At 31.1% G+C, this 23,008-nt stretch carries 20 protein-coding genes; all 20 read right to left on the bottom strand.

The features are described from left to right. The coding region (locus ACTG3V_RS07600) for a rhamnogalacturonan acetylesterase (RefSeq protein WP_439131556.1) at positions 1-653 on the bottom strand (653 nt) is incomplete at its 3' end. A 4-nt stretch (positions 654-657) separates the two neighbouring features. Continuing rightward, on the bottom strand, positions 658-3,126 hold the full coding sequence (locus ACTG3V_RS07595; RefSeq protein WP_439131554.1) for a glycoside hydrolase family 95 protein: 2,469 nt from the start codon (positions 3,124-3,126) through the stop codon (positions 658-660). A 24-nt stretch (positions 3,127-3,150) separates the two neighbouring features. Next, on the bottom strand, positions 3,151-4,068 hold the full coding sequence (locus ACTG3V_RS07590; protein WP_439131553.1) for an alpha/beta hydrolase: 918 nt from the start codon (positions 4,066-4,068) through the stop codon (positions 3,151-3,153). Between the two features lie 26 nt (positions 4,069-4,094). Beyond that, positions 4,095-5,717: a glycoside hydrolase family 43 protein gene (locus tag ACTG3V_RS07585; protein WP_439131552.1), complete on the bottom strand. Its 1,623-nt coding sequence runs from the start codon at positions 5,715-5,717 to the stop codon at positions 4,095-4,097. 2 nt (positions 5,718-5,719) lie between these two features. Further along, positions 5,720-6,946, bottom strand: coding sequence for a glycoside hydrolase family 88/105 protein (locus ACTG3V_RS07580; RefSeq protein WP_439131551.1), 1,227 nt, complete (start codon positions 6,944-6,946; stop codon positions 5,720-5,722). Positions 6,947-6,948: 2 nt separating this feature from the next. Continuing rightward, positions 6,949-7,368 carry a cupin domain-containing protein gene (locus tag ACTG3V_RS07575; protein WP_439131550.1) on the bottom strand — a complete coding sequence of 140 codons (420 nt, stop codon included), beginning with the start codon at positions 7,366-7,368 and terminating at the stop codon, positions 6,949-6,951. Beyond that, positions 7,368-8,360: a DUF4861 family protein gene (locus ACTG3V_RS07570; RefSeq protein ID WP_439131549.1), complete on the bottom strand. Its 993-nt coding sequence runs from the start codon at positions 8,358-8,360 to the stop codon at positions 7,368-7,370. Before ACTG3V_RS07570 ends, ACTG3V_RS07575 begins: the two co-directional genes overlap by 1 nt. Before the next feature lie 9 nt (positions 8,361-8,369). After that, on the bottom strand, positions 8,370-9,791 hold the full coding sequence (locus ACTG3V_RS07565; protein ID WP_439131548.1) for a glycoside hydrolase family 28 protein: 1,422 nt from the start codon (positions 9,789-9,791) through the stop codon (positions 8,370-8,372). Positions 9,792-9,830: 39 nt separating this feature from the next. Then, entirely contained in the window at positions 9,831-12,071 is a 2,241-nt protein-coding gene (locus tag ACTG3V_RS07560; RefSeq protein ID WP_439131547.1) for a pectinesterase family protein, read from the bottom strand. A 17-nt stretch (positions 12,072-12,088) separates the two neighbouring features. After that, on the bottom strand, positions 12,089-14,575 hold the full coding sequence (locus ACTG3V_RS07555; protein ID WP_439131546.1) for a pectate lyase family protein: 2,487 nt from the start codon (positions 14,573-14,575) through the stop codon (positions 12,089-12,091). Between the two features lie 323 nt (positions 14,576-14,898). Beyond that, positions 14,899-15,456: a 4'-phosphopantetheinyl transferase family protein gene (locus tag ACTG3V_RS07550; protein WP_439131545.1), complete on the bottom strand. Its 558-nt coding sequence runs from the start codon at positions 15,454-15,456 to the stop codon at positions 14,899-14,901. After that, a complete protein-coding gene (locus ACTG3V_RS07545) occupies positions 15,449-15,700 on the bottom strand; it encodes an acyl carrier protein (RefSeq protein ID WP_439129204.1) in 252 nt (83 codons plus the stop codon). Before ACTG3V_RS07545 ends, ACTG3V_RS07550 begins: the two co-directional genes overlap by 8 nt. A gap of 61 nt (positions 15,701-15,761) precedes the next feature. Further along, on the bottom strand, positions 15,762-17,033 hold the full coding sequence (locus ACTG3V_RS07540) for a beta-ketoacyl-[acyl-carrier-protein] synthase family protein (RefSeq protein ID WP_439131544.1): 1,272 nt from the start codon (positions 17,031-17,033) through the stop codon (positions 15,762-15,764). A 116-nt stretch (positions 17,034-17,149) separates the two neighbouring features. After that, positions 17,150-17,587, bottom strand: a complete 438-nt coding sequence (locus ACTG3V_RS07535) for a 3-hydroxyacyl-ACP dehydratase FabZ family protein (protein WP_439131543.1) — start codon at positions 17,585-17,587, stop codon at positions 17,150-17,152. Between the two features lie 57 nt (positions 17,588-17,644). Beyond that, on the bottom strand, positions 17,645-18,205 hold the full coding sequence (locus ACTG3V_RS07530) for a transposase (protein WP_439131542.1): 561 nt from the start codon (positions 18,203-18,205) through the stop codon (positions 17,645-17,647). A gap of 75 nt (positions 18,206-18,280) precedes the next feature. Beyond that, positions 18,281-19,333, bottom strand: a complete 1,053-nt coding sequence (locus tag ACTG3V_RS07525; RefSeq protein ID WP_439131541.1) for a type III polyketide synthase — start codon at positions 19,331-19,333, stop codon at positions 18,281-18,283. A 106-nt stretch (positions 19,334-19,439) separates the two neighbouring features. Next, positions 19,440-20,177, bottom strand: coding sequence for a methyltransferase domain-containing protein (locus ACTG3V_RS07520; RefSeq protein ID WP_439131540.1), 738 nt, complete (start codon positions 20,175-20,177; stop codon positions 19,440-19,442). Next, the gene (locus ACTG3V_RS07515; RefSeq protein ID WP_439131539.1) at positions 20,177-21,304 is read right to left on the bottom strand and encodes an NAD(P)/FAD-dependent oxidoreductase; all 1,128 of its coding nucleotides are present in this window, start codon (positions 21,302-21,304) and stop codon (positions 20,177-20,179) included. The genes ACTG3V_RS07520 and ACTG3V_RS07515 overlap by 1 nt, the downstream gene beginning before the upstream one ends. Before the next feature lie 36 nt (positions 21,305-21,340). Further along, a complete protein-coding gene (locus ACTG3V_RS07510) occupies positions 21,341-22,453 on the bottom strand; it encodes an NAD(P)/FAD-dependent oxidoreductase (protein WP_439131538.1) in 1,113 nt (370 codons plus the stop codon). A 57-nt stretch (positions 22,454-22,510) separates the two neighbouring features. Then, positions 22,511-22,963: a GNAT family N-acetyltransferase gene (locus tag ACTG3V_RS07505; protein WP_439131537.1), complete on the bottom strand. Its 453-nt coding sequence runs from the start codon at positions 22,961-22,963 to the stop codon at positions 22,511-22,513. Positions 22,964-23,008 lie beyond the last annotated feature (45 nt).

Below are 23,008 nucleotides of genomic sequence, written 5' to 3'. Positions count from 1 at the left end.
GTAAAAAGAGCTCTAGATTTTTTATTTAAATCGATTAAAAAAACATTCATTTCTTTTGCGATTTCTTTTGGAGCTGTATCATAATCTCCATGAACATTTCCTAATTTATCGTCTTTCCAAGGGTAGTTTCTAGCTACAGGCGTTAAAATAATAGGTGTAGCTCCTTTTTCTCTAGTTTGGCTAACATACAGTCTTAAAAACTCTTTATAGCCTTCTATATTTACATAACGTTCTTGATGTTTTACAGAAGCATCATTATGACCAAATTGCATGATTACAATATCATCCTTTTTTAAATTTTCGAACACTGATCTCCATCTTCCTTCTTGGAAAAAAGTTCTTGTACTTCGTCCTCCTTTTGCTCTATCATCTACTACAACACTATCCGTTTTAATTAAAGCTTGTATTTTTTTTATACTATCTGCAGCCATAAAAGATTGAAAAACTTGCCCCCAACCTGTTTTTGGGTATTTGTTTTTCATATAATTACTTTCTAGCGAATAATCTGCCATCGTAGAATCACCAATTAAATACATCTTGGTAATTTTAGATGCTTTTTCAACTGAAGTTTTCTGTTGATTATTTGTGTTACATGAAGCAAAATTTAGTAAGCATAATAATGCTAAACTAAAGGTTGAAATTTTAGTATTCATTATTTTATTTTTTAATATGAAACTCATACACTTTTCCTTTTTCAGTTTTAATATCATACATATGATATTGTTCAAGTTCTAAAGGATTTATTGTAGCTTTTTCAGAAATTAGAGGTGTTTTAATATCTGGTGTTTGGTAAAATGTATTTTTGTTTTCTCCTGAAGCTTTGGTTAATACATTTCGTTTAGAACCGACTAAAATATCAGCTGTTCTTATTCTTAAATTTCCTCCTAATTCTGATTTAATTTTAACAAAATTCAAATGGTTGTTATCCCAATTTAAATCAATTTCAAAACCACCTCTCGCTTTTAATCCTTTTACTTCACCTTTACTCCAAGTGCTTGGTAGTGCAGGTAATAGATGTAAGGCTTCATCATGAGATTGCAATAACATTTCTGCAATACCAGAAGTACAACCAAAATTTCCATCAATTTGAAAAGGTGGATGAGCATCAAATAAATTTGGATATGTTCCTCCAGATTTTGTATCACCTTCTACCAAAGTTAATTGTGTTTTTATAAGTTTATAAGCTCTGTTACCATTAAGCATACGTGCCCAGAAATTCACTTTCCAACCCATAGACCAACCTGTAGAAACATCTCCTCTATATTCTAAAGTTTGTTCTGCAGCTTTAAATAACTCAGGGTTTTTAAATGGTGATATTTGTGCAGATGGATATAATCCATAAAGATGTGAAATATGACGATGTTTATTCCCTTTTTTATCCCAATCTTTGATCCATTCTTGCAGTTGATTGTGTTGGCCTATTTGCATAGGAGGCAAACGTTTTTTTAATTCTTTTAGGGTATTTGCAAATTCAGCATCTACACCTAATATTTTTGATGCATTTATAGCATTACTAAAAACATCGAATACCAATTGATTGTCCATAGTGGTTCCATAAGTTACACCAACTCCATCCATATACTTATTTTCTGGTGACATAGATGGTGACACAACTAACCAATTATTTTCTGGTTCTTCTTGTAAAACATCAGCATAAAACTGTGCTTTACCCTTTAAAATTGGGTAGTATTTTTTTAAAAATTCAGTATTTCCAGTAAACAAATAATGTTGCCATAAATGTTGACTCAACCATGCACCACCCATAGGCCAAAAACCATAAAAACCACCATCTACAATTCCTGAAATTCTCCATATATCAGTGTTATGATGTATATTCCAACCACGTGCTTTATACATTTTTTTTGCACTCTCTTGACCTGTTACAGATAAATCTTCTAACATTGAAAATAAAGGCTGATGTAATTCTGAAAGATTAGTAACCTCTGCTGGCCAATAATTCATTTCTGTGTTAATATTTACAGTGTATTTACTATCCCATGGAGGTGATAATTTCTGATTCCAAATACCTTGTAAATTTGCAGGTTGTCCTCCAGGTCTTGAGCTAGAAATCAATAAATAACGACCAAATTGAAAGTATAAAGAAACTAATGATAAATCTTCAGTAGTAGCAAAATTTTCTAATCGTTTATTTGTTGGTATTGTATCATTTTTGTTGTCATCTAACTTTAGAGAAACACGATTAAAAAGATTTTGGTAATCATCTATATGATTTTTTTTAAGTGTGGTAAAAGATTTTGATTGATTCTGTTCTAAATGTTTTTTTGCAGTTTCTGTAGCAGAATTATTAAGGTCTTTATAATTTTTAAAATTGGTGCCAATACTTACTAGTAAAGTTACTTCATCTGCATTTTTTATTTCAATATTTTCTTTGTTTTCTATCAATTCTCCTCCAACCAGTTTTGGAGCCACTAATGTTGTAAACTTTATTTTTCCTTCTTTATTATCAAAATTTCCACTTGTTCCAGATAGGGTAATGATACCATTATTATAGGAAACATCATGTTTAATTTGTGGGCTGTCCATAGAAATATTAAAGCTCAAACTTTTGGGTTTACTTGCAGTAAGATGCACTACCATAATTTGGTCTGGATAGGAAACAAAATATTCTCTTTTATAATCTATTTCATTTATTGAATAGGTAACTGTAGAAACAGCATTTTCTATGTCTAAAGTTCTTTTGTAATTTTTATTATTTTGATGGTTTACAAAATTCAAATTTAAATAGCCAACTGTTTGGTATGGCATCCCGTAATTATTGTCTTCGCTAGCTCTTCTAGGAAACACTTCGTTTGACATGTCTTGAGCTTCTTTGTATTTTCCGCTAAACAATAAAGCCCTTATATCTTCAATCTCTTTATAATACTCTTTTGGTATGTTGTTTCCTGGTTCTCCTGCCCAAACAGTTTCTTCATTCAATTGAATTTTATCAGATTCTACACCACCAAAAAGCATGCCTCCAATTCGTCCATTTCCTATAGGTAAAGCCTCATTCCAGTTACTTGCTGCTTTTTTATACCACAATAAATTGTTAGATGTTTGGGTATTATTTTTCTCTTCACAAGAGAAAAAGAGAGCAATTAGTAATAAAACTATAAGTTTTTTCATCTAATATTAAGAGCATTAAACATTTTAATTTTTAGAAATAACCGCTATTTCTTTTAACCAATTGGTAGAAATCGTTTTCCAAAGTTCAGTAACTTCAGAGGAATTGTAAATACCAATTTTATGACCTCCTTTTGGAAAAACATGTAAAGATCCTTTTACATCATTTTTAAGCATTGCTTGATAATACAAAATACTATTCATACAATTTACTGCATTGTCATTTTGGGCGTGAAATAAAATTGTAGGTGGTGTTTTTTCTGATACATGAAACTCGTTGGAATACTTGTAAATATTATCCTTTGTGGCATGATCTCCAAGAAAATTTTTAAGACTCCCTTTGTGGGTATATTTTCCAAAACTAATTACTGGAGATACCAATACCATAAAATCTGGATGAAAAGAATAATCATCAATTTCATCATTTATTTTGGAAAGGTCTTCTGAATGCGTTGCAATTGTTGTGGCTAAATGACCACCTGCAGAAGAACCATAAATACCGAGTTTATTACTATTTAAATTCCATTTTTTAGCATTAGACCGTATCAATTTCATGGCACGCTGTGTATCTTGAATTGGGCCATTTTCACTAATTAATAAATCAGGAGAATTTGGTAAACGATAAAACAATACAAATGCTGTTATACCTTGCGTGTTGTACCATTTGGCTAATTGAATTCCACCTAAATTATAAGTCAATTTTCGATAACCTCCAGAAGGTAAAATTAAAATACTACTGCCATTTTGCTCTTCTTTTGGAGGAAAAAATGCGAGTATTTTAGGTTCTGAAACTTGAGTAATACGTTCTCGCTCTTCAATATGTTCTAACGTTAAACCTTTTGAATTTGGCATTTTACCTTCAGGCCAAAGTGGAATTGTTTTTTGTGCAATAATCATTAAAGAAAAAAACAATATTGGTAAAGTTAAACGTATCTTTTTATTCATCTTTTTAAATGCTGCTTAAAGAACCTTTATTTTGTGATTTTAAAAAAAGAAACATCTGCATAACTTCCTCTTTTTGCTTCTTCTGTGCTGATAGAAAATAAACCAATTTTTGCACCAATCCATTTTCCTTCTTTTGCTTTAAAGGGTTTTCCTATCTTTTTAAACCTTTTACCATTTTCAGAAAACAAAAATTGACACATTGCATCAGGAGCAGTTACTTCAACTTTAAAAAAGACAGTATCAGTTTGCAAACGTTTTTCTTCGTTCACCACTTCTTTAGCTCCTTTTATAGCATTGATGGCTTCTTTTTGCTGAATGTAAAATCCATTTTTATCATGTGTAATTGATAAAGTGGCATAATCCATTCCCATTACAATAATTCCTGCAGATTTGCCTTCTTTAACTTCTTCTGGCACCAATTTTATTTGTGTAGTTGCCGTAAAATTTGGTGCAGGAAATTTTTGTAAAAGTATGTTGGGGGTGTTCCAAAGATTAGGGAATTCTTTTGGAACTTTTATTGAAAACAATCTTAAAAAATTATTACCAGGCAATTTTGCATGCCAAACCACATCTGGGTTTGCTTGCCACTGCCATTGTAAACCAATGTTAAAACCGTTAAAATTATCAGTTTCTACTGGTGTTTCTATGGGATACTTTTTATTGATATTTGGTTTTTTATGTGATGCAACAGGTTCTCCTATTCCATTTCCATCAAAATCTTTACCCATTACAGGCCAATCATTTTTCCAAGTCATGGGTTGTAAATGTACAATTCTACCATACGCACCTACATCTTGAAAATGATAAAACCAAGATTCTCCATTTGGAGTTTCTACATAAGCCCCTTGATGTGGACCGTTAATTTTTGTTGATCCTTGTTCTAAAACAACTTTTTCTTCATAAGGACCATAAATGTTTTTAGATCTTAAAACCAATTGCCAACCTGTGGCAACACCACCTGCTGGAGCAAAAATGTAATAATAGCCATTTCTTTTATAGAATTTAGAACCTTCAACTGTAGAGTGATTTTCATGTCCATCAAAAACATGAATTCCAGCATCTAAAACTTTGGTGCCTTCAGGATTCATTTTATTTACGGTTAATAAACTTTTTACGCCTCTTCTGCTGCCTGCATAAGCATGTACTAAATAAGCATCACCATTATCATCCCAAAGTGGAGAAGGATCAATCAATCCTTTTCCTGCCATCACTAAAACTGGTTTTTCCCAATCTGATAAAGGATCTTTGGTTTTAACCATATAAATTCCGAAATCTGGATCTCCCCAATAAATATAAACCTCATTATTATGATAGCGTATGCTTGGTGCCCAAACCCCATTACCATGTTGTGGCACCTTAAAAACGTCTGTTGGCACTTGTTCTTTTAAAGCATAATTAACCAATTTCCAGTTTATCATGTCTTTCGAATGCAATATGGGTAAACCTGGAGCTGCATTAAAACTTGATGCTGTCATAAAATAATCATCACCAATTCTTACAACATCTGGATCTGAATAATCGGAATGAATTATTGGGTTTTTATAAGTTCCATCTCCATTATCTGCAACCCAAACCTCAGAAACATAGGGTTTTTGGGCAAAAATAAAGGCTGAAAAAAATATTAGTAAAAATGCTGATAAATATTTCATTATTATCTATTTAACTCTAAACTTGCTAAAATAAATGGCCCTGTTCCTTTTGGATCGTTAGCTCTTATGGTTTCATTGATATAATATTCATAAGTACCATCTCTGTAAGGATTACCTCCTAAACCTGCAACTGCACAACATTTTGTAAGATTAACCACTCCATTTTCTTCAACTTTTATTAAGTCGTTAATTAGTGCATCATATCCTTTATTCGCAATTTCTAAATATTTAGCTGGTAAATATCCTTTGTTTACGCCTTTTGCAAAAGTGTATACAAACATTGATGTACCTGTAGCTTCCAAATAATTACCTTCTCTGTTTGCTTGATCGATAACTTGCCACCACAAACCAGATTCATCTTGAACTTTTGTAATTGCCTCTGCATATTGATTTAAATATCCAATAATTTTTGCTCTTCCAGGATGATTTTCTGGTAAGAAATCTAATACATCTACCATTGCCATTCCATACCAGCCCATTCCTCTAGACCAGAAATTTGCTGAGTTACCAGTTTCTTTATTTGCCCATTTTTGTTCTTTGCTTTCATCCCAACCATGGTAATACAATCCTGTTTTTTCATCACGACTGTGTTTTTCAATTAAATCGAATTGAAGCACCACATCATCATATATTTTTTGTTGTTTAGCTTCATCCTCTACATATTCTTTTGCATAACGCGTATGAAAAGGTTCTGCCATGTACAAACCATCTAACCACATTTGAAATGGGTATCTTTTTTTGTGCCAATAACCTCCATCTGAAGTTCTTGGTTGAGTTTCTAATTGACTATTTAAAGTTTCTATTGCTTTTAGAAAACGTTCTTCTTTTGTTTTTGGGTATAAGTACAATAAAACATCACCAGATTTTATCATATCTAAATTTTGATTTGATAATTTGTAGGTATTAATTGTACCTGTACTATCAATTAAAAAATCTGCATAATCATATATATAGTCGTAATATTTTTGCTTGTTTGTTTCTTGATAAACCTTTATACAAGCACTTAAAACTAAACCAGGAGTGTAGGTCCATCTTGGTTTTTTAGAGAAATCTAATTTAGTTGCTTCTGGAAAACGTTTAATTTCTGAAAGCATCATTCTTTCCGACCATTTTAAGTTTTCTGAAATTTCTTTTTTAGCTGCAGGTGTTTTCTCAGTTCGTTTCTTTTCTTCTTTACAACTGGTAAGAAAACCTAATGCTAATATTACTGCAAGTGCTATATTTTTCATCTTTATTTTTTTTCGTATTTTTTAATCACTAAATATTTTAATTCGGTATCACCTGCATTACTAATGCCGTGCATACTCCACGAAGGACAATACAAACTGGTATTTGCTTCTACAACAACTTCTTTACCATCTAAAAAGAATTTTGCAGTACCTTCTAACACATAGAAAAATTCATCTTCTACATGTTTGTGAGGTGCATGCGTGGATTTCCTTGGCGCAACAACACTCATTTTAATGGTTCTTCCATCTAAAAAATCTTTATCCGCAAACCAATATTGATAGCCTACTTTGGTTGGAACTGTTTTTTCTTCAGAGAACGTATTAACGCATTCCTCTATGGTGTAAGTTTTCTCTTGAGCTGATGTGATTTGCATCGCAAAACAAAGCATTATAATTGAAAAATTCTTAGGAATTGTTTTCATTATAAAGTGTTTTTAGAATTCAATTCATTTAATAATCCATCTAAATAGGTCTTAAATTCAGCTTCTGTTTTTATGCCACCTAGTTCTTGTTCCCAAGCGCCTAAAAAATAATAGGTTACTGTTTTAGTTGATGGTTTAAAAGTAACCAAATGATCATGTTCTCCTAACGTTTGAGACTCTACTTCTTCTAAATTATAAAAAAGTGCCATTCCTAAATTATCTGGAGGACTTGCTAATGTTTGTTTGCCATACGTTGCAATGTAAGCCCATTTTGATCCTTCTTTTTTGATAACATCAATTCCTTTAGCAATTACAATTCCTGTAGAAATTCCTGAAATTTCTTTAGAAGGAGTTAACTCTGCTTTTGTAAAACGGTCTTCTTGAAAAATAGATAGTTTTGCTTTTAAATCAATACTATCATTACCTGTTTTCCAGTTTTTATAATGGATATTTACAGCAGCACTATTTTTAGTGTTTTCTATAGTAGCTATTGTATTTTCAACTTCTCTAAAATGCACAATGGTATCAGAAACTAATCTACCAAAACCACCAATTCCCATAGATTTTCCAGCTTTTAAGATATCTTGTCCCCAAGCTGAAGGTTCATGATAAGAATCAAATCCATTTTGACCTACATAAGGCAACACCAAAGAATCTACTTTTTTTCCAAAAATATCAATAGCATTTCTCCAATCTAAATACAAACGATAGCCAACTTTGCTGTTTTCCCAACCAGGACCTTCATAACGAACATACCAAGAATGATCTGTATGCTGTTCTGGAACATTAAATTCAGTTACATTTTTAAAAGAAGTTCCGTTTTTATATTCTTTGTGTCCTCTTGGTCCATCTACCCATTCTCCTCCTTGTGCAATTGAAATTTCTGCATAGGTTTTAGGTGATGAATTTGTATCTGTTTTTGCTGTTTCATTGTTTTTTTTACAAGCGTAAAAAGCTAAAAATGAAAGGGAAAGAATGATTAATTTTTTCATAATTAAATTTTAATATTGTTTTCCGTTTATTGTTGAATTGTTGAAAATAACAGGTTGAGAATTCTCAACAGACATAGGGGTTTTTGCATTTTTTATATGCACATTGGTTAACGATACATTTTCTACAGGAATTTGTTCTCTTCCTTTAATTAAAAGACCATATTTACCACTATTTTCTACTGTGATATCTTCTAAGTAAATATTTTTAATAGACGGTACAAATTCTCCTTCTTGGTTTGCGTAGGTTCCATAATACGTATTAATTCTTAAAAGTGCCTCTTTTACTTGCCCAACTTTAATGTTTTTTACATAAACATTTTCTACAAAACCACCTCTTAAGGTATTTGTTTTTATTCTGATAGCTCTATCTAAATTCGGGCTATCCATATTACAATTTCGTACATATACATTTCTAACGCCTGCAGAAATTTCACTACCTAAAACAACACCTCCATGACCATCTTTCATTTCACAATTTTCTACAACAATGTTTTCACTTGGAATTTTAACGCGCCTTCCATCGTTATTTCTTCCAGATTTTATAGCGATACAATCATCACCTGTATTAAATTTACAATTGGTAATGTGTACATTTTTAGAATATTCTGGGTCACAACCGTCGTTATTTGGTCCATGACTGTCTACAGTTACTCCATCAACTCTAACATAATTACATTTTAAAGGATGAATCACCCAAAAAGGAGCATTTTTTATAGTAACACCTTCTAACAAAACGTTTTCACATTCAAAAGGTTCGAAAAATGTAGGACGAAATTGGAATCCTTTACCAAAAACTCTTTCAGAAATTGGAGTATTATCTTCATTCATCTTTCTTAAAGTTGGTAAGTTTATAGAATCACGTTGGTTTAGTGTACCTTCTTTCCATCCATATCTTTCTTTACCAACCCAAGGCCACCAGTTATTGTTATCTGCTTGACCATTTAAAGTTCCTTTACCTGTAACTGCAATGTTTTTTTGTTTGTAAGCTCTTATTAATGGTGAGTAATTCATCAATTCTACACCTTCGTAAGAAGTATGAACCACAGGTAAATATTCATCAGGATTTGTAGAAAAAAGTACATTTGCACCTTCTTCTAAATGAAGTGTTACGTTACTTTTTAATACTATAGGTCCTGTTAAAAAATCACCTGAAGGAATGATTACTTTACCTCCACCAGCAGTATTACAAGAATCTATTGCTGCATTAATAATTTTTGTGTTTAACGTTTTAGCATCTGCTACAGCACCTAAATCTTTAATATTTAATGTTAGATTATCGAACTGTTTGATGTTTATGCTTTGAATGATTTTATCTGCTTCATCAAAAGCATCTGCTTTTTTCTCTGTCTCTTGTTTACAGGAAATTAGAAATGCAGAAAATACTGTAATTGCGAGTACTGCGTTTAATAAGCTCGATTTTATTAGTTTCATTAGTTTTCTTTTAATTTGATTAATGATGTTTTTTTAATATTAATTACTAGGAATCCAATTGTCTGATCCTTTTAATACATTCTCTTTTGTTAAAAATTTCGCACGATTTTCTGATAGCTCTTTTGCCCAATTTACTCTATTATTAGAAGCTCCTGGACCTTTAGAATTGTATTCTGCATAAAAAGAAGTTGTTTCCGCTTTTGGCTTATTCCAATTATGCCAGCCTTCTGGTTTTATATGTTTATCTAAAAAACAATCTATCCAAATTGTTTTTGCATAATCACGCCAAGGTCTTCCTAAATAATAGGTGTTTTCTTCAGCAGAACCAATTACCTTACAATTTTTAAAAATTAAACCGTAAGTTGTATCTTCTTTAGTTGATGCTGCAGTTATATAACCTTTGTTTTTACAGTAAATTGTACAATTCTCGAAGAAACCTGTAGAAGAACCAAAAATAAAATCTACAGTGCCTTCTATATAACAGTCTTTGTAATATTGTCTGCTATTTTTTGCATGTAAATAAAGTGTGTCTTGATTGCCTAAAAATTTACAGTTTTCGAAAATTATTTTATCGCCATCTACTCTTACAGCAACTGCTTGTCCAACAGGACCTGCACTATTTTGAAATGTAATGTTTTTAGCTGTAAAATTATTACCAAAAACAAAAAAAGAGGAAGAACCTGTTGTACCCATTTCTTCACCAAATTTATTTTGCTTTTGGGCAAAATCATCAAAAGTTAAAATGGTGTTTTCTTTATTTTCTCCAATAAAAGTAACATTGGTTTTAGATGCTGGTAAAACTAATTTTTCTTTGTAAGTTCCTGTTTTTATATAAATTTTAGTTTCTTTTTTTCTAAAATTTGGTACAGCATCAATTGCGTCTTGAACAGAAAAAAAATCTCCATTTCCTTTTGCATCAACTATGTAATGGTAAGATTGTCCGTTAATCTCCTTTAATGTAAATGTTGTAGAAATAAATGAATTAGCATACACCTGAATGTTTGTGTACGTTTTATCTAATGTATGTAAATTAGAATCTTTCTTTTTGGGATCTAAATTATTTTCAATTTCCCAATCATCTGGAATCCCATCTTCATCTGAGTCTAATTTTCCCGTTTCACTTTTTATTGTTGGCCAACCACCAACTTCTTCTTGAGAATCTATAATTCCGTTTTTAAAGCTTACTTTACCCTCTTTAGTATTGTGAATAACTCTTGTATCTACAGCATCTCTATAAATATTTGCGCCGGCATTTTTTAATACTTCCAAATAAGCTTTATAAGCTGTTTGTGTTTTTATATTGTTAGCGTTATTTATCTCTTGATTTAATTTTACTTCTTCTGGATTATCACATTGTACACCACCTTTCCAATTATCTTTTGAAATTTCCTTATATCCATAAACAAAGTTTCCGTCTACATAAAATTTACCATAAGGTTTAGAAGGACCAACAATTCTATCTAATTTAGATGAGGTAGATGCTGGACCTGATTTAAAATAATTATTTACAATATTGTACGTGCCGTTTTCTCCACCATAAATATTATTGTCTCCCCAATTATAAATCACATTATTCCTAAAATCTACAAACTCATTTTCCGAATTTTTGGTTGTTTTAGAACCACTAAATCTTGGATTTCTACTGTTGTTATTTGCAATTAAATTATGATGAAAAGAGGCGTTGACACCACCCCAAATACCTCCATAACCATGAGCTCCTTTTTTATGAATTGAGTTGTTTAATGCTTCTGAAATAATGCACCACTGTAAAGTAAAGTTACTATTGTTGTAAAATGAAGCATTTTCATCTGTACCCCAACTTATGGAACAATGATCTATGATAACATTTTTTGCATTATTAACCCCAAGAGCATCTCCTTGAATTTTAGTTTCGTCTCCCATTCTAAAACGTAAATACCTTACAATTACATTGTCTGCTTTAATTGTAAACGGATATCCTTTTAAAGTGATACCTTCTCCTGGAGCTGTTTGTCCTAGAATAGTTAAGTTTCCTTTCTTTTTATTTACGTCTAATTTCGATTTTAATTCAATAGTTCCTGAAACCGCAAACACTATGGTTCTTGTTCCTTTTTTTACGATTCCTTTTCTTAGACTTCCTTCACCATCATCGTTTAAGTTTGTAACAACATATGTTAAACCTCCACGTCCTCCAGTAGCATATCTACCATAACCTTCTGCTGTAGGAAAAGCAAGTTCTTGACCATAATTTATTTGACATGTGATTAAAATAAGTAAAGTTAAAATTACTTTTTTCTGCATTATTTATATTTTTCTAATTATTTTTTAATTATCACTCTTTTCTTGACACCTTTATCAGTAAAAACCTTAACAATATAAGTAGCTTTACTTAAGTTACTCATATCAACACTTTTAGTTTCGTTTTTACTCTTTTTTACTAAAACACCCAACATATTATAAACTTCTATCTTGGTAATATTTAGGTCTGATGAAAAGTTTAAGTGATGCGTTACAGGATTCGGATACATTCTAATATCAAAGGCTTTTGAATTTTTTTCTACATTTAATGATGAATTTTCAAAAGACATATAATATAAGTTTAACGTAACATCTTTACTAATTGTATGCGCTCCTTGAGATAATGTTAATGTAAGAACTCCTCCAGAGAAATCCTCATCATTTCCATCAATTCTAATTGAACCTGAAACTCCCTCATTAAAAACTAATGTTAACGTTCCTGATGTTTGAGCAGTAAACGTAATGTTTGTACTAGACTCTATTTTTAAACACTGTGTTAGCGTTAATCCGTTGTAATTTACATCACCTTTTGACGTGGAAAGGTTTCCTGTAATGTTATAAAAATCACTTTCTTTACCAGATTCTGTAAAATTATGAATTTGATCTTCTGTTGATATAGTACCCACTGTAATATTTCCTGTAATTGCAGTTGATGTTCCTGAATTACCTGAGGTTGCTACAGTGTAAGTTACATCTGCAGTTGGTGTTCCAGAAATGGTGATAGTTTTTGCATTCGTGTTTTTTACAAATGTAATTCCTGATGATGGTAAACCTGTTACAGTTGCATCAGTTGCTGTGCCTCCCCAAGTAAATACAATGTTTTGAATGCTATTTCCATCAATTACAGCTTGATCTGCATTTGCTGTTGATACTGTAAGAGTTTGACTGCTTGGTGGCTCACTTACTCCTTGCACACAAACTAAATTTGTAGTATAATTTATTAATGCCGATTTTAAAGGTTGGTTTACACTATAAGAAGTATCATCTTCTGCTTGATCAAAAGTCCAATTAAAATCTCCCCCATTCATACGTCCAGAAAATTGCATTACTTTAGTTTTTGCATCTTCTGCAGAATCTGGAGTATAGGTATACCAAAGCACGTCACTCGTATCAAAATTGTTATAAGTATTACTTCCTTTTTTAGAAGTTATAGAACCTGGAATGGTTTCATTTCTTGTAGCAGTAACAACAGCATCAAATTCTGTGGTAGAATTAATAGGACCAGCTGCACCATAAGGATCAAATCTTGAAGCACCAATTATTGTATTACCAAAGGCTTTTATGCTTCCACCATCTTCACCAGAAAAAGTACCTTTTCCAGAAATAATGTCTGTTCCTTGTAAAGAAGTTAGCATTGGATATTTACAATTTCTAAAATAATTATTTTCTACGAAAACGGATGAACCTAAGGTAGAGCCAACTCCGTATTTTGAATTACCATCATAATAATTATTATAAACATGTGCAGTATAATAACGAACTCTTGGATGACGAGAATCTGAATGATCGTACCAATTATGGTGGTATGTAATTAATAATTCTGGATCTCCTTGGGTTTCGCTTAATCCTAACAGGTTTGATTTTCCTGAATCCCAAAAATGATTGTATGAAAATGTGACATACTTAGATCTTTTACAGTCTAATGCGCCATCTCCTTTAGCTTGGTCTGAATCCCCACCAGCATCACCATAAAAGAAATCTACATTATGTACCCAAATATGGTCATTACCTTGTTGTAGCCCAATATTGTCTCCTTCATTGCTATTGCAATTCATGCTTCCAATGTTTCTAATTTCTATATTAGAAGCATTTTTTATTCGAATTCCCCAACCATCTGCAACTGCATCTTCACCAACTCCTTCTAAAGTTATGTGACTATTGGCATTGTTTTTATTTTCGATTACGATATCTCCACTTTGTAAAACAGCTGGGTCTGTTATTTGCCCAATCATTCTAATAATTAACGGTCTAGTATCTTTTCCTTTTTTAAAACCATCTAAAATTTCTTGTAAACCAACACACGGATTTGAATTTGCTCCAGAAACGGTTAGTTCTACAGTGTCTTTTGTTTCTTCTGTGATGTATAAAATAACTGCATTATCTTGAGGAGTTCCATCAAAATTGTAAGCTCCAGCTAGTCTATTGTTTGAAAAAGCAAAACCAGCTCTGTCGTGTGGTAATACTGTAATTGAATTTGTTGTCGTTTTTGTGCCTTCTGCATTTCCAATAATTGGTGCTACAGAAACTGTATAACTACCCGCTTTTAAGCCTAATATATCTGCTCGATAAGTTCCATCTTTATAACATCTAATAAGTTGATTGTCTATCTTACGATTTGTAATTCCTGCTCCTGTAAAATAAACATTATAACTTGAAGCACCATCAACAGGTTGCCATTCTACAAAAGCAGATTCTAACCAACCTCCAGATTTATTGATAGAAAGTGATTGAGCACTAGAAAAAAATGATAGAAAAAGGGCTATGAAGCAAATTAGTGGAGTTCTCATAAGATTAAAATTTAAGATTACTCAATTATTTAGTGCAATCGATTACAAATATATAAATTTTATTAAGACATTTAATCGTTTTAGAACCTTATACCATAAAAATAAGTTGTGAATTGTGTTTTTTGTGAATCTAACATTTTTTTCCTTTAAGAGAAAATGATAATTAAAATATGAATAGCAATTTTACTAATAATTTAGTGTAACTATTAGTATTTTATCAAAAATCAAACCTATCTAAGCTTGTAAAAAATTACATTTTCTTCTCCTATTTGTAAATACTTCTTCACAACTTTTTATTGTAGTTTAAAAGTTCATTCTTAAAATTAATAAGAAAACACAAAAGCGCCATATTTACCATGATGAGATATTGAAATAGAAATTGGTAATACTTTATTGTTATGATATAATAAAGGAATACCTATTGTATTTTTTTTAAGCTGCACATCGTCATCAAAATGGAACAATATTTTATGATTAATTATTTTGGATAAATGCTTCTTATTAGCAATCAAAAACAAATTTTCAACCATAATATTTGACAATCGTTCTTGCGCTACAGAATGTATATAATTATTTGTTATTATGTATTTTACATGATATTTTCTTAAACCAATCGTTACAATTCCAGAAGAAATTTTTTCTGTTTTACAAGAAAATTTTAAAGGGGAAAAAAAACGCTCTTGAAACTGTTGGGTATAACATTTGTAAGCTGCTTCTTTCATAGACCAAAACAACCAAACTTTTAAAAAAGAATTCTTTGCATAGAGAATTTCTTTTTGTTCTTCTTTTGTAAATAATTTTTCTAAAAAACCTCTGCGTTGCCAATTGCTCTGAGTTTTAGCAAGGTTTAAATCTACAACATCATTTCCAATTCTAAGCATTCATTTTATCTTGAATAATAGCAACTGTAGCTTTTACAGAAAGCATTTTTTCCATTGAATCGTTATCGATATGAATGTCGAATGCATCTTCTACATCTAAAATAATGTCTACCAAATTCGCCGAATTTATTTCTAAATCGTTGATAAAATCCGTTTCTTCAGAGATGTTTTTAAAACCTTCTTCGTTTTGAACGTACGGTTTTACAATGGTGGTTAGTTTTTGTATAATTTCTTCTTTGTTCATTTTATTCTGAAAATTTTCAGACCTCACAGGTTTTAAAAACCTATGAGGTCTTAAGGATAAATTAATTATATTTCTTAAAGATAACACAAGCGTTTACATCACCAAAACCAAAACTTGCTTTTGCTAAAATGGTAATGTTTGTGTCTATTTTTTGAGTCGGAATTTTATCACTACTAATCAATGCTAAAATTTCTGGGTGAACGTCTTCACAATTGATATTTGGAAACACAAATTGCTCTTTTATTTGAATTACAGAAGCCACAGATTCTATAGCCCCTGCTGCAGCTAAACAATGCCCAACTTGAGATTTTAAAGAATTAATCAATGGAAAATTATCTCCTTTTCTTTGCAACGATTTTGTCCAATTTTCAATTTCTAAAGCATCTTTAGAAGTTGCAGTTAAATGTCCATTTATAACATCTATTTTTTCGGCAGTAATATTGGCATCAACTAAAGCATCTGTAATACATCTTTGAACAGCTGCTGCATTTGGGGCTGTTAAAGTTCCTCCATTTCTTTGTCCTCCAGCATTGATATTTCCTCCTAAAACTTCTGCATAAATATTGGCTTTTCTTTCTAATGCACTTTCTAAAGATTCTAAAACAAGTGCTCCTCCTCCACTTCCTGGAACAAATCCTGAAGCAGTTTCACTCATGGGTCTTGAACCTTTTTCCGGACTTTCATTGTGTTTGTAAGTCATTACTCTCATGGCATCAAAACCACCCCAAGTGTATAAACTGCTATCGCTAGTACTGCCCACCAACATTCGTTTTGCTTTTCCGTTTTTAATGCGTTCAAAACCCATTAATAAAGCTTCTGTACCTGTTGTACATGCAGATGAATTTGTAGTAACTTGATTGCCCAAACCTAAAATACCACCCAAATATGCTGTTACGCCACTTGCCATGGTTTGCAAAACAGAAGTGCTTCCTAAACGTCTTACATTTTGGTCATCAATTTTGTAAATGGCTTCTCTAAATTTCTCAATTCCTGAGGTTCCTGTGCCAAAAATTAATCCTGTATCGTAATCTAAAGGTGAGTTTTCATCAACAGTAAAACCAGCATCTTTCCAAGCGTCTACAGCAGACATCACTCCGTATAAAATAGAAGTTGAATTGAAACCTCTTAATTGTAATGGTGTTAAATATTCTTGTTTTTTTTCTTCGGAAACTTCTGGAATTCCGCCAATACAACAAGAAAAACCTTTGTCTTTTAAGTTTTGATGAAAAGTAATGCCTGATGTACCCGATTTTATAGCTTTCGTGAAATCTTCTAAACCTACTCCATTTGGGGCAACTACTCCTAAACCTGTTATAACGACTCTGTTTTTCATCTTTTGTGATTATTTTTTTACACGGATTTTATGCATATTTTACAGGTTTAACTCTTCTTTTATATTATATTATTTCTAGACCTCACAGGTTTTTGAAACCTGTGAGGTCTGATAAACTAAACTATTAACATTCCTGAAATTGTTCCTCTACAAACCAATTCGTTTTTTACATTCATCATTTTTACTTTACATTTTAGTTTGTTGAATCTAAAATAAACTTTTTCTGAAATAACAGTTACTTTCTCCTTGGGTAAAACTGGCAAATAAAAATCTACATTGTTTGATGTTAAGGCAATTTGTGGTTTTTTTGTGGATGATATTTCATCCTTTAGTAAAAAAACACCCAAGCAAACTACACCAATTTGCGCCATGGTTTCTGTTAAAATTACACCTGGTGTAATAGGATTTTGTTTAAAATGACCTTCGTAAAAAAACTCATTTTCCTTAAAAGTGTAATTTCCTGAAATTCCATTTTCTGAAATTTCTGTCAATTCATCAACAAACAAAAAAGGTTTTTGATATGGCAAGTTTATTATGATTTGGTTTGAATTCATTTTTTCTGTTCAATAGACCTCACAGGTTTTAAAAACCTGTGAGGTCTTGTTTTTTAACTATTCTAAAGTTAATGATTCTAAAATACTTACTTCTTTAATTTTATGGGAATCAATAAAATTTTGTTTGTCTTCAAAAATCTTTATAACATCTTCTCTTAATAAACTTGTATGTTTATCTGATAAAATTGAATTAAATGAAGAATGTTTATAGTTTCTAAAATCGTCAATAAATTCGTGATGACTTGGGTTTAAATGCACATAAATTATTAAGTTTTTCAAATATTCTTCAGTATCCAACTTTATTCTTGAAAAACGATCTTTAAATAAGCTACCGCTTCTACCGTATTTTTTATTAATACTTTTTGAATATGAATTAAAAAGATTTGAGAACGATTGAGAAATATCTTTTGATAGTATATTTTCTTTCGTTTTAATTATTAAGTGAAAGTGATTTTTCAAAAGACAATACGCCAAAATATCACAAGTATTTAAAAGATATTTTTTTACTAATTTTAGAAAGTAAGCATAGTTTTGTTCTTCTATAAATATATTCTCTTTATTATTTCCACAATTATAAATATGGTAAAAAGAATCTTCAACTAAAACTTCATATTTCATTTTGCTCTTTTTTTATCAGACCTCACAGGTTAGATACTGAAACAAGTTCAGCATAAGAAACCTGTGAGGTAAAAATTACCACTCTAACAATACGCGTTGCGCAGAAAACCCAGGACCAAAACTTAGCATAATTCCACGTTCTCCTTTTTGCGGATTTCTATCCATAAATCGTTCTAAAACATACAAAACTGTGGCACTAGACATATTGCCATACAATCGTAAAACCTCTTTTGTATCATCTATATTTTTACCCAAAGCACCAAATAATTCTTCTACGGTTTGTACTATTTTTTTTCCTCCTGGATGAAATATCAAGTGGTCTACATCATTAATGGTTAAGTTATTTTTTTCTAAAAAAGGATGAATGATTGCTGGAAAATGATCTGCAATTTTTTGGGGCACTTCCTTATCTAAAATCATTTGTAAACCTGAATTTACCAAATTAAAACCCATCATATTTGTAGCGTCGTAAAAATGATACATGGCTTCGTCTATAATTGTTGGGCCTTCATCTTCTTGATAAGAAGACAAAATTACTGCTGAAGCTCCATCACCAAAAATAGCTGCAGAAACAATATTTGTCATCGAAAAATCTTCTAACTGAAAGGTTGCTGTGGGTGCTTCTACAGCAATTACTGCTGCTCTTTTATTGGGGTTTGCTTTTAGGAAATTCTTCGCATAAATAATACCAGAAACGCCTGCTGCACAACCCATTTCTGTAACTGGCAAACGCACAATATCTTGCTTCATGACCAAAGAGTTAATAAGATATGCATCTACAGACGGAATCATAATTCCTGTACAACTTACAGTAATAATATAATCGATATCTGTGGGTTTTAGATGGGCTTTTGCTAAGGATTTTTGCAAGGATTTTTCTGCAAGCTGTGTAACTTCTCTCTTGTAAATATTATTTTTTTCTTCGAAAGAAGTGGCTGTAAAAACTTCTTCTGGATCCATAATAGAATAGCGTTTGTCTACAGCTGCACCTTCAAAAAGTTTGACTACTTTCCTTTGAAAACGCTCTTCCTGATTTTGCATCCATAATTTTACAAACGGAATAATATCTTTGGTTTCTTTATAATATTTAGGTAGCTGTTTGGCTACTGCTGTTATTTTTACTTTCATATTTAGTTATTTCACAGAGAATCGCAAATTTTTTTCACAGCGATTCTCGGAGATTTTCATGGAGAATGACTTTATCAAAAACAGACTCCAACTTTAAATTTTAAACTCAAAATTTTGAACTTTTAAGCGTCCATAAATAACGAAAAGCCCATTTCCATTTTATAGTATATTCTAAACCGTCACACTGAGCTTGTCGAAGTGTTTTTGATATCCTTTCTAAATCTTTTCTTTTAAAGCCTCTTAAAACCGAGGTTAATCCATCTTCAATAATCATTTTATTACTGATAAAAATAGACAATACTAAAAATAAATAGTAAGCTAATTTATGCCTGTGTAAATCGTTCACTACAACACCTATTTTTGTTTGTTTTAGGGTAGTTTTTAAAAAAGAGACCAATTGTTCTTCTTTAAAATGATGTAAAAACAAAGTTGCCAACACTACATCAAATTGACTATTTTTAAAATCTTCTGAAAAAATATCTTGAGTTTTAAAACTCAATTCTGGATATTTTTCTGACAATTCGTTTGCATAATCTATCGCAGTTGGGTTGGCGTCAATTCCAATTAATTTAAATGTATATCCATGTTTTCTGCCAAATTTAGCTACATCTCTTAAAATATCTCCATGACCACAACCAATATCTACAATGGTAATTTCTTTGTCTTTTGGGTGATTTTTTAAAAGTTTTTTTAAACCATTTACAGTTACTTTATTTCCTCCTAACCACCTATTTATATTTTCTAATTTATCTAAAGTATCTCGCAGTAAATCGCCTCCAATCGAAAAATCGTCCATCAACTCTTCTTTGTCTGTTCTTTGTTTTGTGCTGATGAAAAAATCCATTAATTTTTGATTGGTTTTCCGTGCGTTTGTTTGATTATGATGGGCAATAAAAAAGGTATTTTCTTTAAAATTGATAATAAAAAAGATGCAATTTTGTCTTTCCTAAACAACATTGCTATAAAATAACCTGCTTTTAAACGCCATTTAAATTGCTTGTTCCATTGTCTAATATAAAGGTTTTCAAGCTTTTTTCTAGATTCAATTTCGTCATTTAAGTAATTTAGAATCAGTTTAGATGCTATTTGTGCAGATTGTATGGCCATACTCATGCCATTTCCACAAAGTGGATGAATCATTCCTGCTGCATCACCAGACATTAATATATGATTTTCTACAGGATTTTTAGTTTCAAAAGAAATTTGACTGATAGACAAAGGTTGCTCCCAAACTGGGGTAGCATTCTGAAACATTTCTTTTAAAAATGTATTTTTAAAAACTATATTTTCTTGAAAATCGCTAATATTTTTGTGTTTTTTAAATGCTGAAAAACTGGTGATATAGCAAAGATTTATAGTATCATTTTCTACCTTAGAAACGCCACAATAACCACCTTTAAAATTGTGCAATGCCACTTTGTTTTTAGGAAAATTGCCTTTCACATGAATTTTTACGCCCAAATAAGGTGATTTTTTTTGGATAAATTCACGCTGCATTTTTACGTCTAATACACTTCGTTTACCAAAAGCACCAATACAAATTTTAGAATTAAAACACTTATTTTCTTTGGTTTCAATGGTAAATTCATTGTTTTTAAAACTGACATCGATTACTGCGTCTTGTAATATTACTACACCATTTTCTTTGGCTTTTTTATAGAGTTCAAAATCTAATGTGTAACGTGAAATGCCAAAACCACCCAAAGGTAACTTTGTAGTAATTACTTTATTTTTTGTGGTAGATAATTGAAAATCATCAATTTTAACTGCGCCAAAATTAAATGGATTGATGTTTAAAAAATCTAAATAGGATAATACTTCATTCGAAATATATTCGCCACAAACTTTGTGTTTTGGATAGCTGTTTTTTTCTATCAACAAAACTTTTTTGCCAAATTTAGAGAGGTGAATTGCGTTGCATAAGCCTGCTAAACCTCCCCCGATTATTATAATTTCAAAACTTGTTTTCATATTACAAATGTCATTTCGAGCGCAGTCGAAAAATCTCTATTCATCTAATAATTCTGCTAATTCTTTACCTACTAAACTGCCAATGGCAACACCCATTCCACCTAATCTTACTCCACAAAAAACATTTTCTGAAAGTTGTTTTACAATGGCTTTTTTCTGATTGCCTACACCCATAATACCACTCCACCTGTGCTCAATTTCAAAATGTGTATTTGGTAAAATGGTTTCTTTTAAAATTTTTTCCAATTCGTTTTGTATAATTTTAGTTTGCCCAAACTCTGAGGTTGTTTCTGTTACAAAATCTAAATTTCTACCTCCACCAAATAAAATTCTATTGTCTATATTTCTAAAATAATAATAGCCTTTGTCTAAATGAAACGTACCTTTTATATGTAAATTTTTAATGGGTTTTGTGATGAGAACTTGGGCTCTTGCAGGTTGTACTTTTTCTTTTAAAAGTTGATTTGCAAAACCATTTGTAGCCACCAATAATTTATGGGTTTTAAATGTAATTTTATTTGTTTTTACCTCAACACTTTTTCCTGCTTCAACAAAACTTTCTACAGAAATATTGTTTACAATTTTTATGTTTAATTTTTGAACTTTTAAAAGTAACTCGTTCATCATTTTACCAGTGTCTACTTGCCCTTCAAAAATATTTACAAAATGGTTGGATGACACTTTTTTAAAACCAAATATATCTTTCTGAACCAAAAAAACATCTTTTTTAAAAATTGGTTTTAGCAATTTATTTATACTATCTTTCTGTGAGTTACATTCCTCAAAAAACGCTTTAGAATTACATAATTCGAATCCGAAGTTTTGCTGAAAATCTATTTTTGCATCTCCTAAATTTTGTCTTAATAATTGTAACCCTTTCCAGCGTTTATCAACCAAATTAAAAACAGCGGACTCTGAATGTGTTTTTAAATCGTTTATCAATTCAGACAAACTGCCAAAACAAGCAAAACCTGCATTTTTTGTGCTTGCTCCTTGGGGCAACATGCCTTTTTCTAAAATTAAAATTTTAGCTTTTGGATGCTTTTTTTTGAGTTCTAACGCACAACTGAGGCCTACTATTCCACTGCCAACAACTGTAAAATCGATGTTGGTAAACCATTCTTTAAGTTCCCAGTAGCTGTAGTTCATTCTTTGATTTGTAAATTAGATCTCACAGGTTTTAAAACCTGTGAGGTTTTTATGTATTTATAACGCTTTCTCGAAACAAATACTATTTTCCATTTCTACATATTGCCCATAATTGGGTGTGATTTGATAGTGGCATTTTTTATAAAATTGTACAGCCTCTACTTGTCTTTTTCCTGTTTCTAAAACACACTTATTATAACCCAATTCTTTTGCCCAAATTTCTAATTCTGTCAATATTTTTTGGGCAACTCCTTTTCCCCTTTTTTCTTCAGAAACATACATTCTTTTTATTTCTACAGAAATCTCATCAAACTTTTTAATGGCACCACAACCCACAGCAACATTATCATCATAAAAAACTACAACATGTTGTAAAACATCTATATTATTAAATTGATTATAGAAATCGTGCTCATCTCCATCAGTAATTTTAAGATAGGCATCTAATTGTTTTACCAAATTGATAAAATCTTTATTTTCTGAATTGGTTCTTTTTATTTTAGTATTCATAATATATTTTTAAGGAGATTCTGAAACAAGTTCAGAATTACAAAA

This window comes from Polaribacter sp., assembly GCF_965660385.1.
Taxonomy (GTDB): Bacteria; Bacteroidota; Bacteroidia; order Flavobacteriales; family Flavobacteriaceae; genus Polaribacter.
The sequence above is the reverse complement of the archived record's forward strand: the minus strand, read 5'-3'. Positions and strand labels throughout refer to the sequence as shown.

What these genes read in the sequence shown, in the direction of transcription:
- ACTG3V_RS07595 (WP_439131554.1), bottom strand. Translation starts at nt 3,126, where the DNA reads ATGAAAAAACTTATAGTTTTATTACTAATTGCTCTCTTTTTCTCTTGT.
- ACTG3V_RS07590 (WP_439131553.1), bottom strand. Translation starts at nt 4,068, where the DNA reads ATGAATAAAAAGATACGTTTAACTTTACCAATATTGTTTTTTTCTTTA.
- ACTG3V_RS07585 (WP_439131552.1), bottom strand. Translation starts at nt 5,717, where the DNA reads ATGAAATATTTATCAGCATTTTTACTAATATTTTTTTCAGCCTTTATT.
- ACTG3V_RS07580 (WP_439131551.1), bottom strand. Translation starts at nt 6,946, where the DNA reads ATGAAAAATATAGCACTTGCAGTAATATTAGCATTAGGTTTTCTTACC.
- ACTG3V_RS07575 (WP_439131550.1), bottom strand. Translation starts at nt 7,368, where the DNA reads ATGAAAACAATTCCTAAGAATTTTTCAATTATAATGCTTTGTTTTGCG.
- ACTG3V_RS07570 (WP_439131549.1), bottom strand. Translation starts at nt 8,360, where the DNA reads ATGAAAAAATTAATCATTCTTTCCCTTTCATTTTTAGCTTTTTACGCT.
- ACTG3V_RS07565 (WP_439131548.1), bottom strand. Translation starts at nt 9,791, where the DNA reads ATGAAACTAATAAAATCGAGCTTATTAAACGCAGTACTCGCAATTACA.
- ACTG3V_RS07560 (WP_439131547.1), bottom strand. Translation starts at nt 12,071, where the DNA reads ATGCAGAAAAAAGTAATTTTAACTTTACTTATTTTAATCACATGTCAA.
- ACTG3V_RS07555 (WP_439131546.1), bottom strand. Translation starts at nt 14,575, where the DNA reads ATGAGAACTCCACTAATTTGCTTCATAGCCCTTTTTCTATCATTTTTT.
- ACTG3V_RS07550 (WP_439131545.1), bottom strand. Translation starts at nt 15,456, where the DNA reads ATGCTTAGAATTGGAAATGATGTTGTAGATTTAAACCTTGCTAAAACT.
- ACTG3V_RS07545 (WP_439129204.1), bottom strand. Translation starts at nt 15,700, where the DNA reads ATGAACAAAGAAGAAATTATACAAAAACTAACCACCATTGTAAAACCG.
- ACTG3V_RS07540 (WP_439131544.1), bottom strand. Translation starts at nt 17,033, where the DNA reads ATGAAAAACAGAGTCGTTATAACAGGTTTAGGAGTAGTTGCCCCAAAT.
- ACTG3V_RS07535 (WP_439131543.1), bottom strand. Translation starts at nt 17,587, where the DNA reads ATGAATTCAAACCAAATCATAATAAACTTGCCATATCAAAAACCTTTT.
- ACTG3V_RS07530 (WP_439131542.1), bottom strand. Translation starts at nt 18,205, where the DNA reads ATGAAATATGAAGTTTTAGTTGAAGATTCTTTTTACCATATTTATAAT.
- ACTG3V_RS07525 (WP_439131541.1), bottom strand. Translation starts at nt 19,333, where the DNA reads ATGAAAGTAAAAATAACAGCAGTAGCCAAACAGCTACCTAAATATTAT.
- ACTG3V_RS07520 (WP_439131540.1), bottom strand. Translation starts at nt 20,177, where the DNA reads ATGGATTTTTTCATCAGCACAAAACAAAGAACAGACAAAGAAGAGTTG.
- ACTG3V_RS07515 (WP_439131539.1), bottom strand. Translation starts at nt 21,304, where the DNA reads ATGAAAACAAGTTTTGAAATTATAATAATCGGGGGAGGTTTAGCAGGC.
- ACTG3V_RS07510 (WP_439131538.1), bottom strand. Translation starts at nt 22,453, where the DNA reads ATGAACTACAGCTACTGGGAACTTAAAGAATGGTTTACCAACATCGAT.
- ACTG3V_RS07505 (WP_439131537.1), bottom strand. Translation starts at nt 22,963, where the DNA reads ATGAATACTAAAATAAAAAGAACCAATTCAGAAAATAAAGATTTTATC.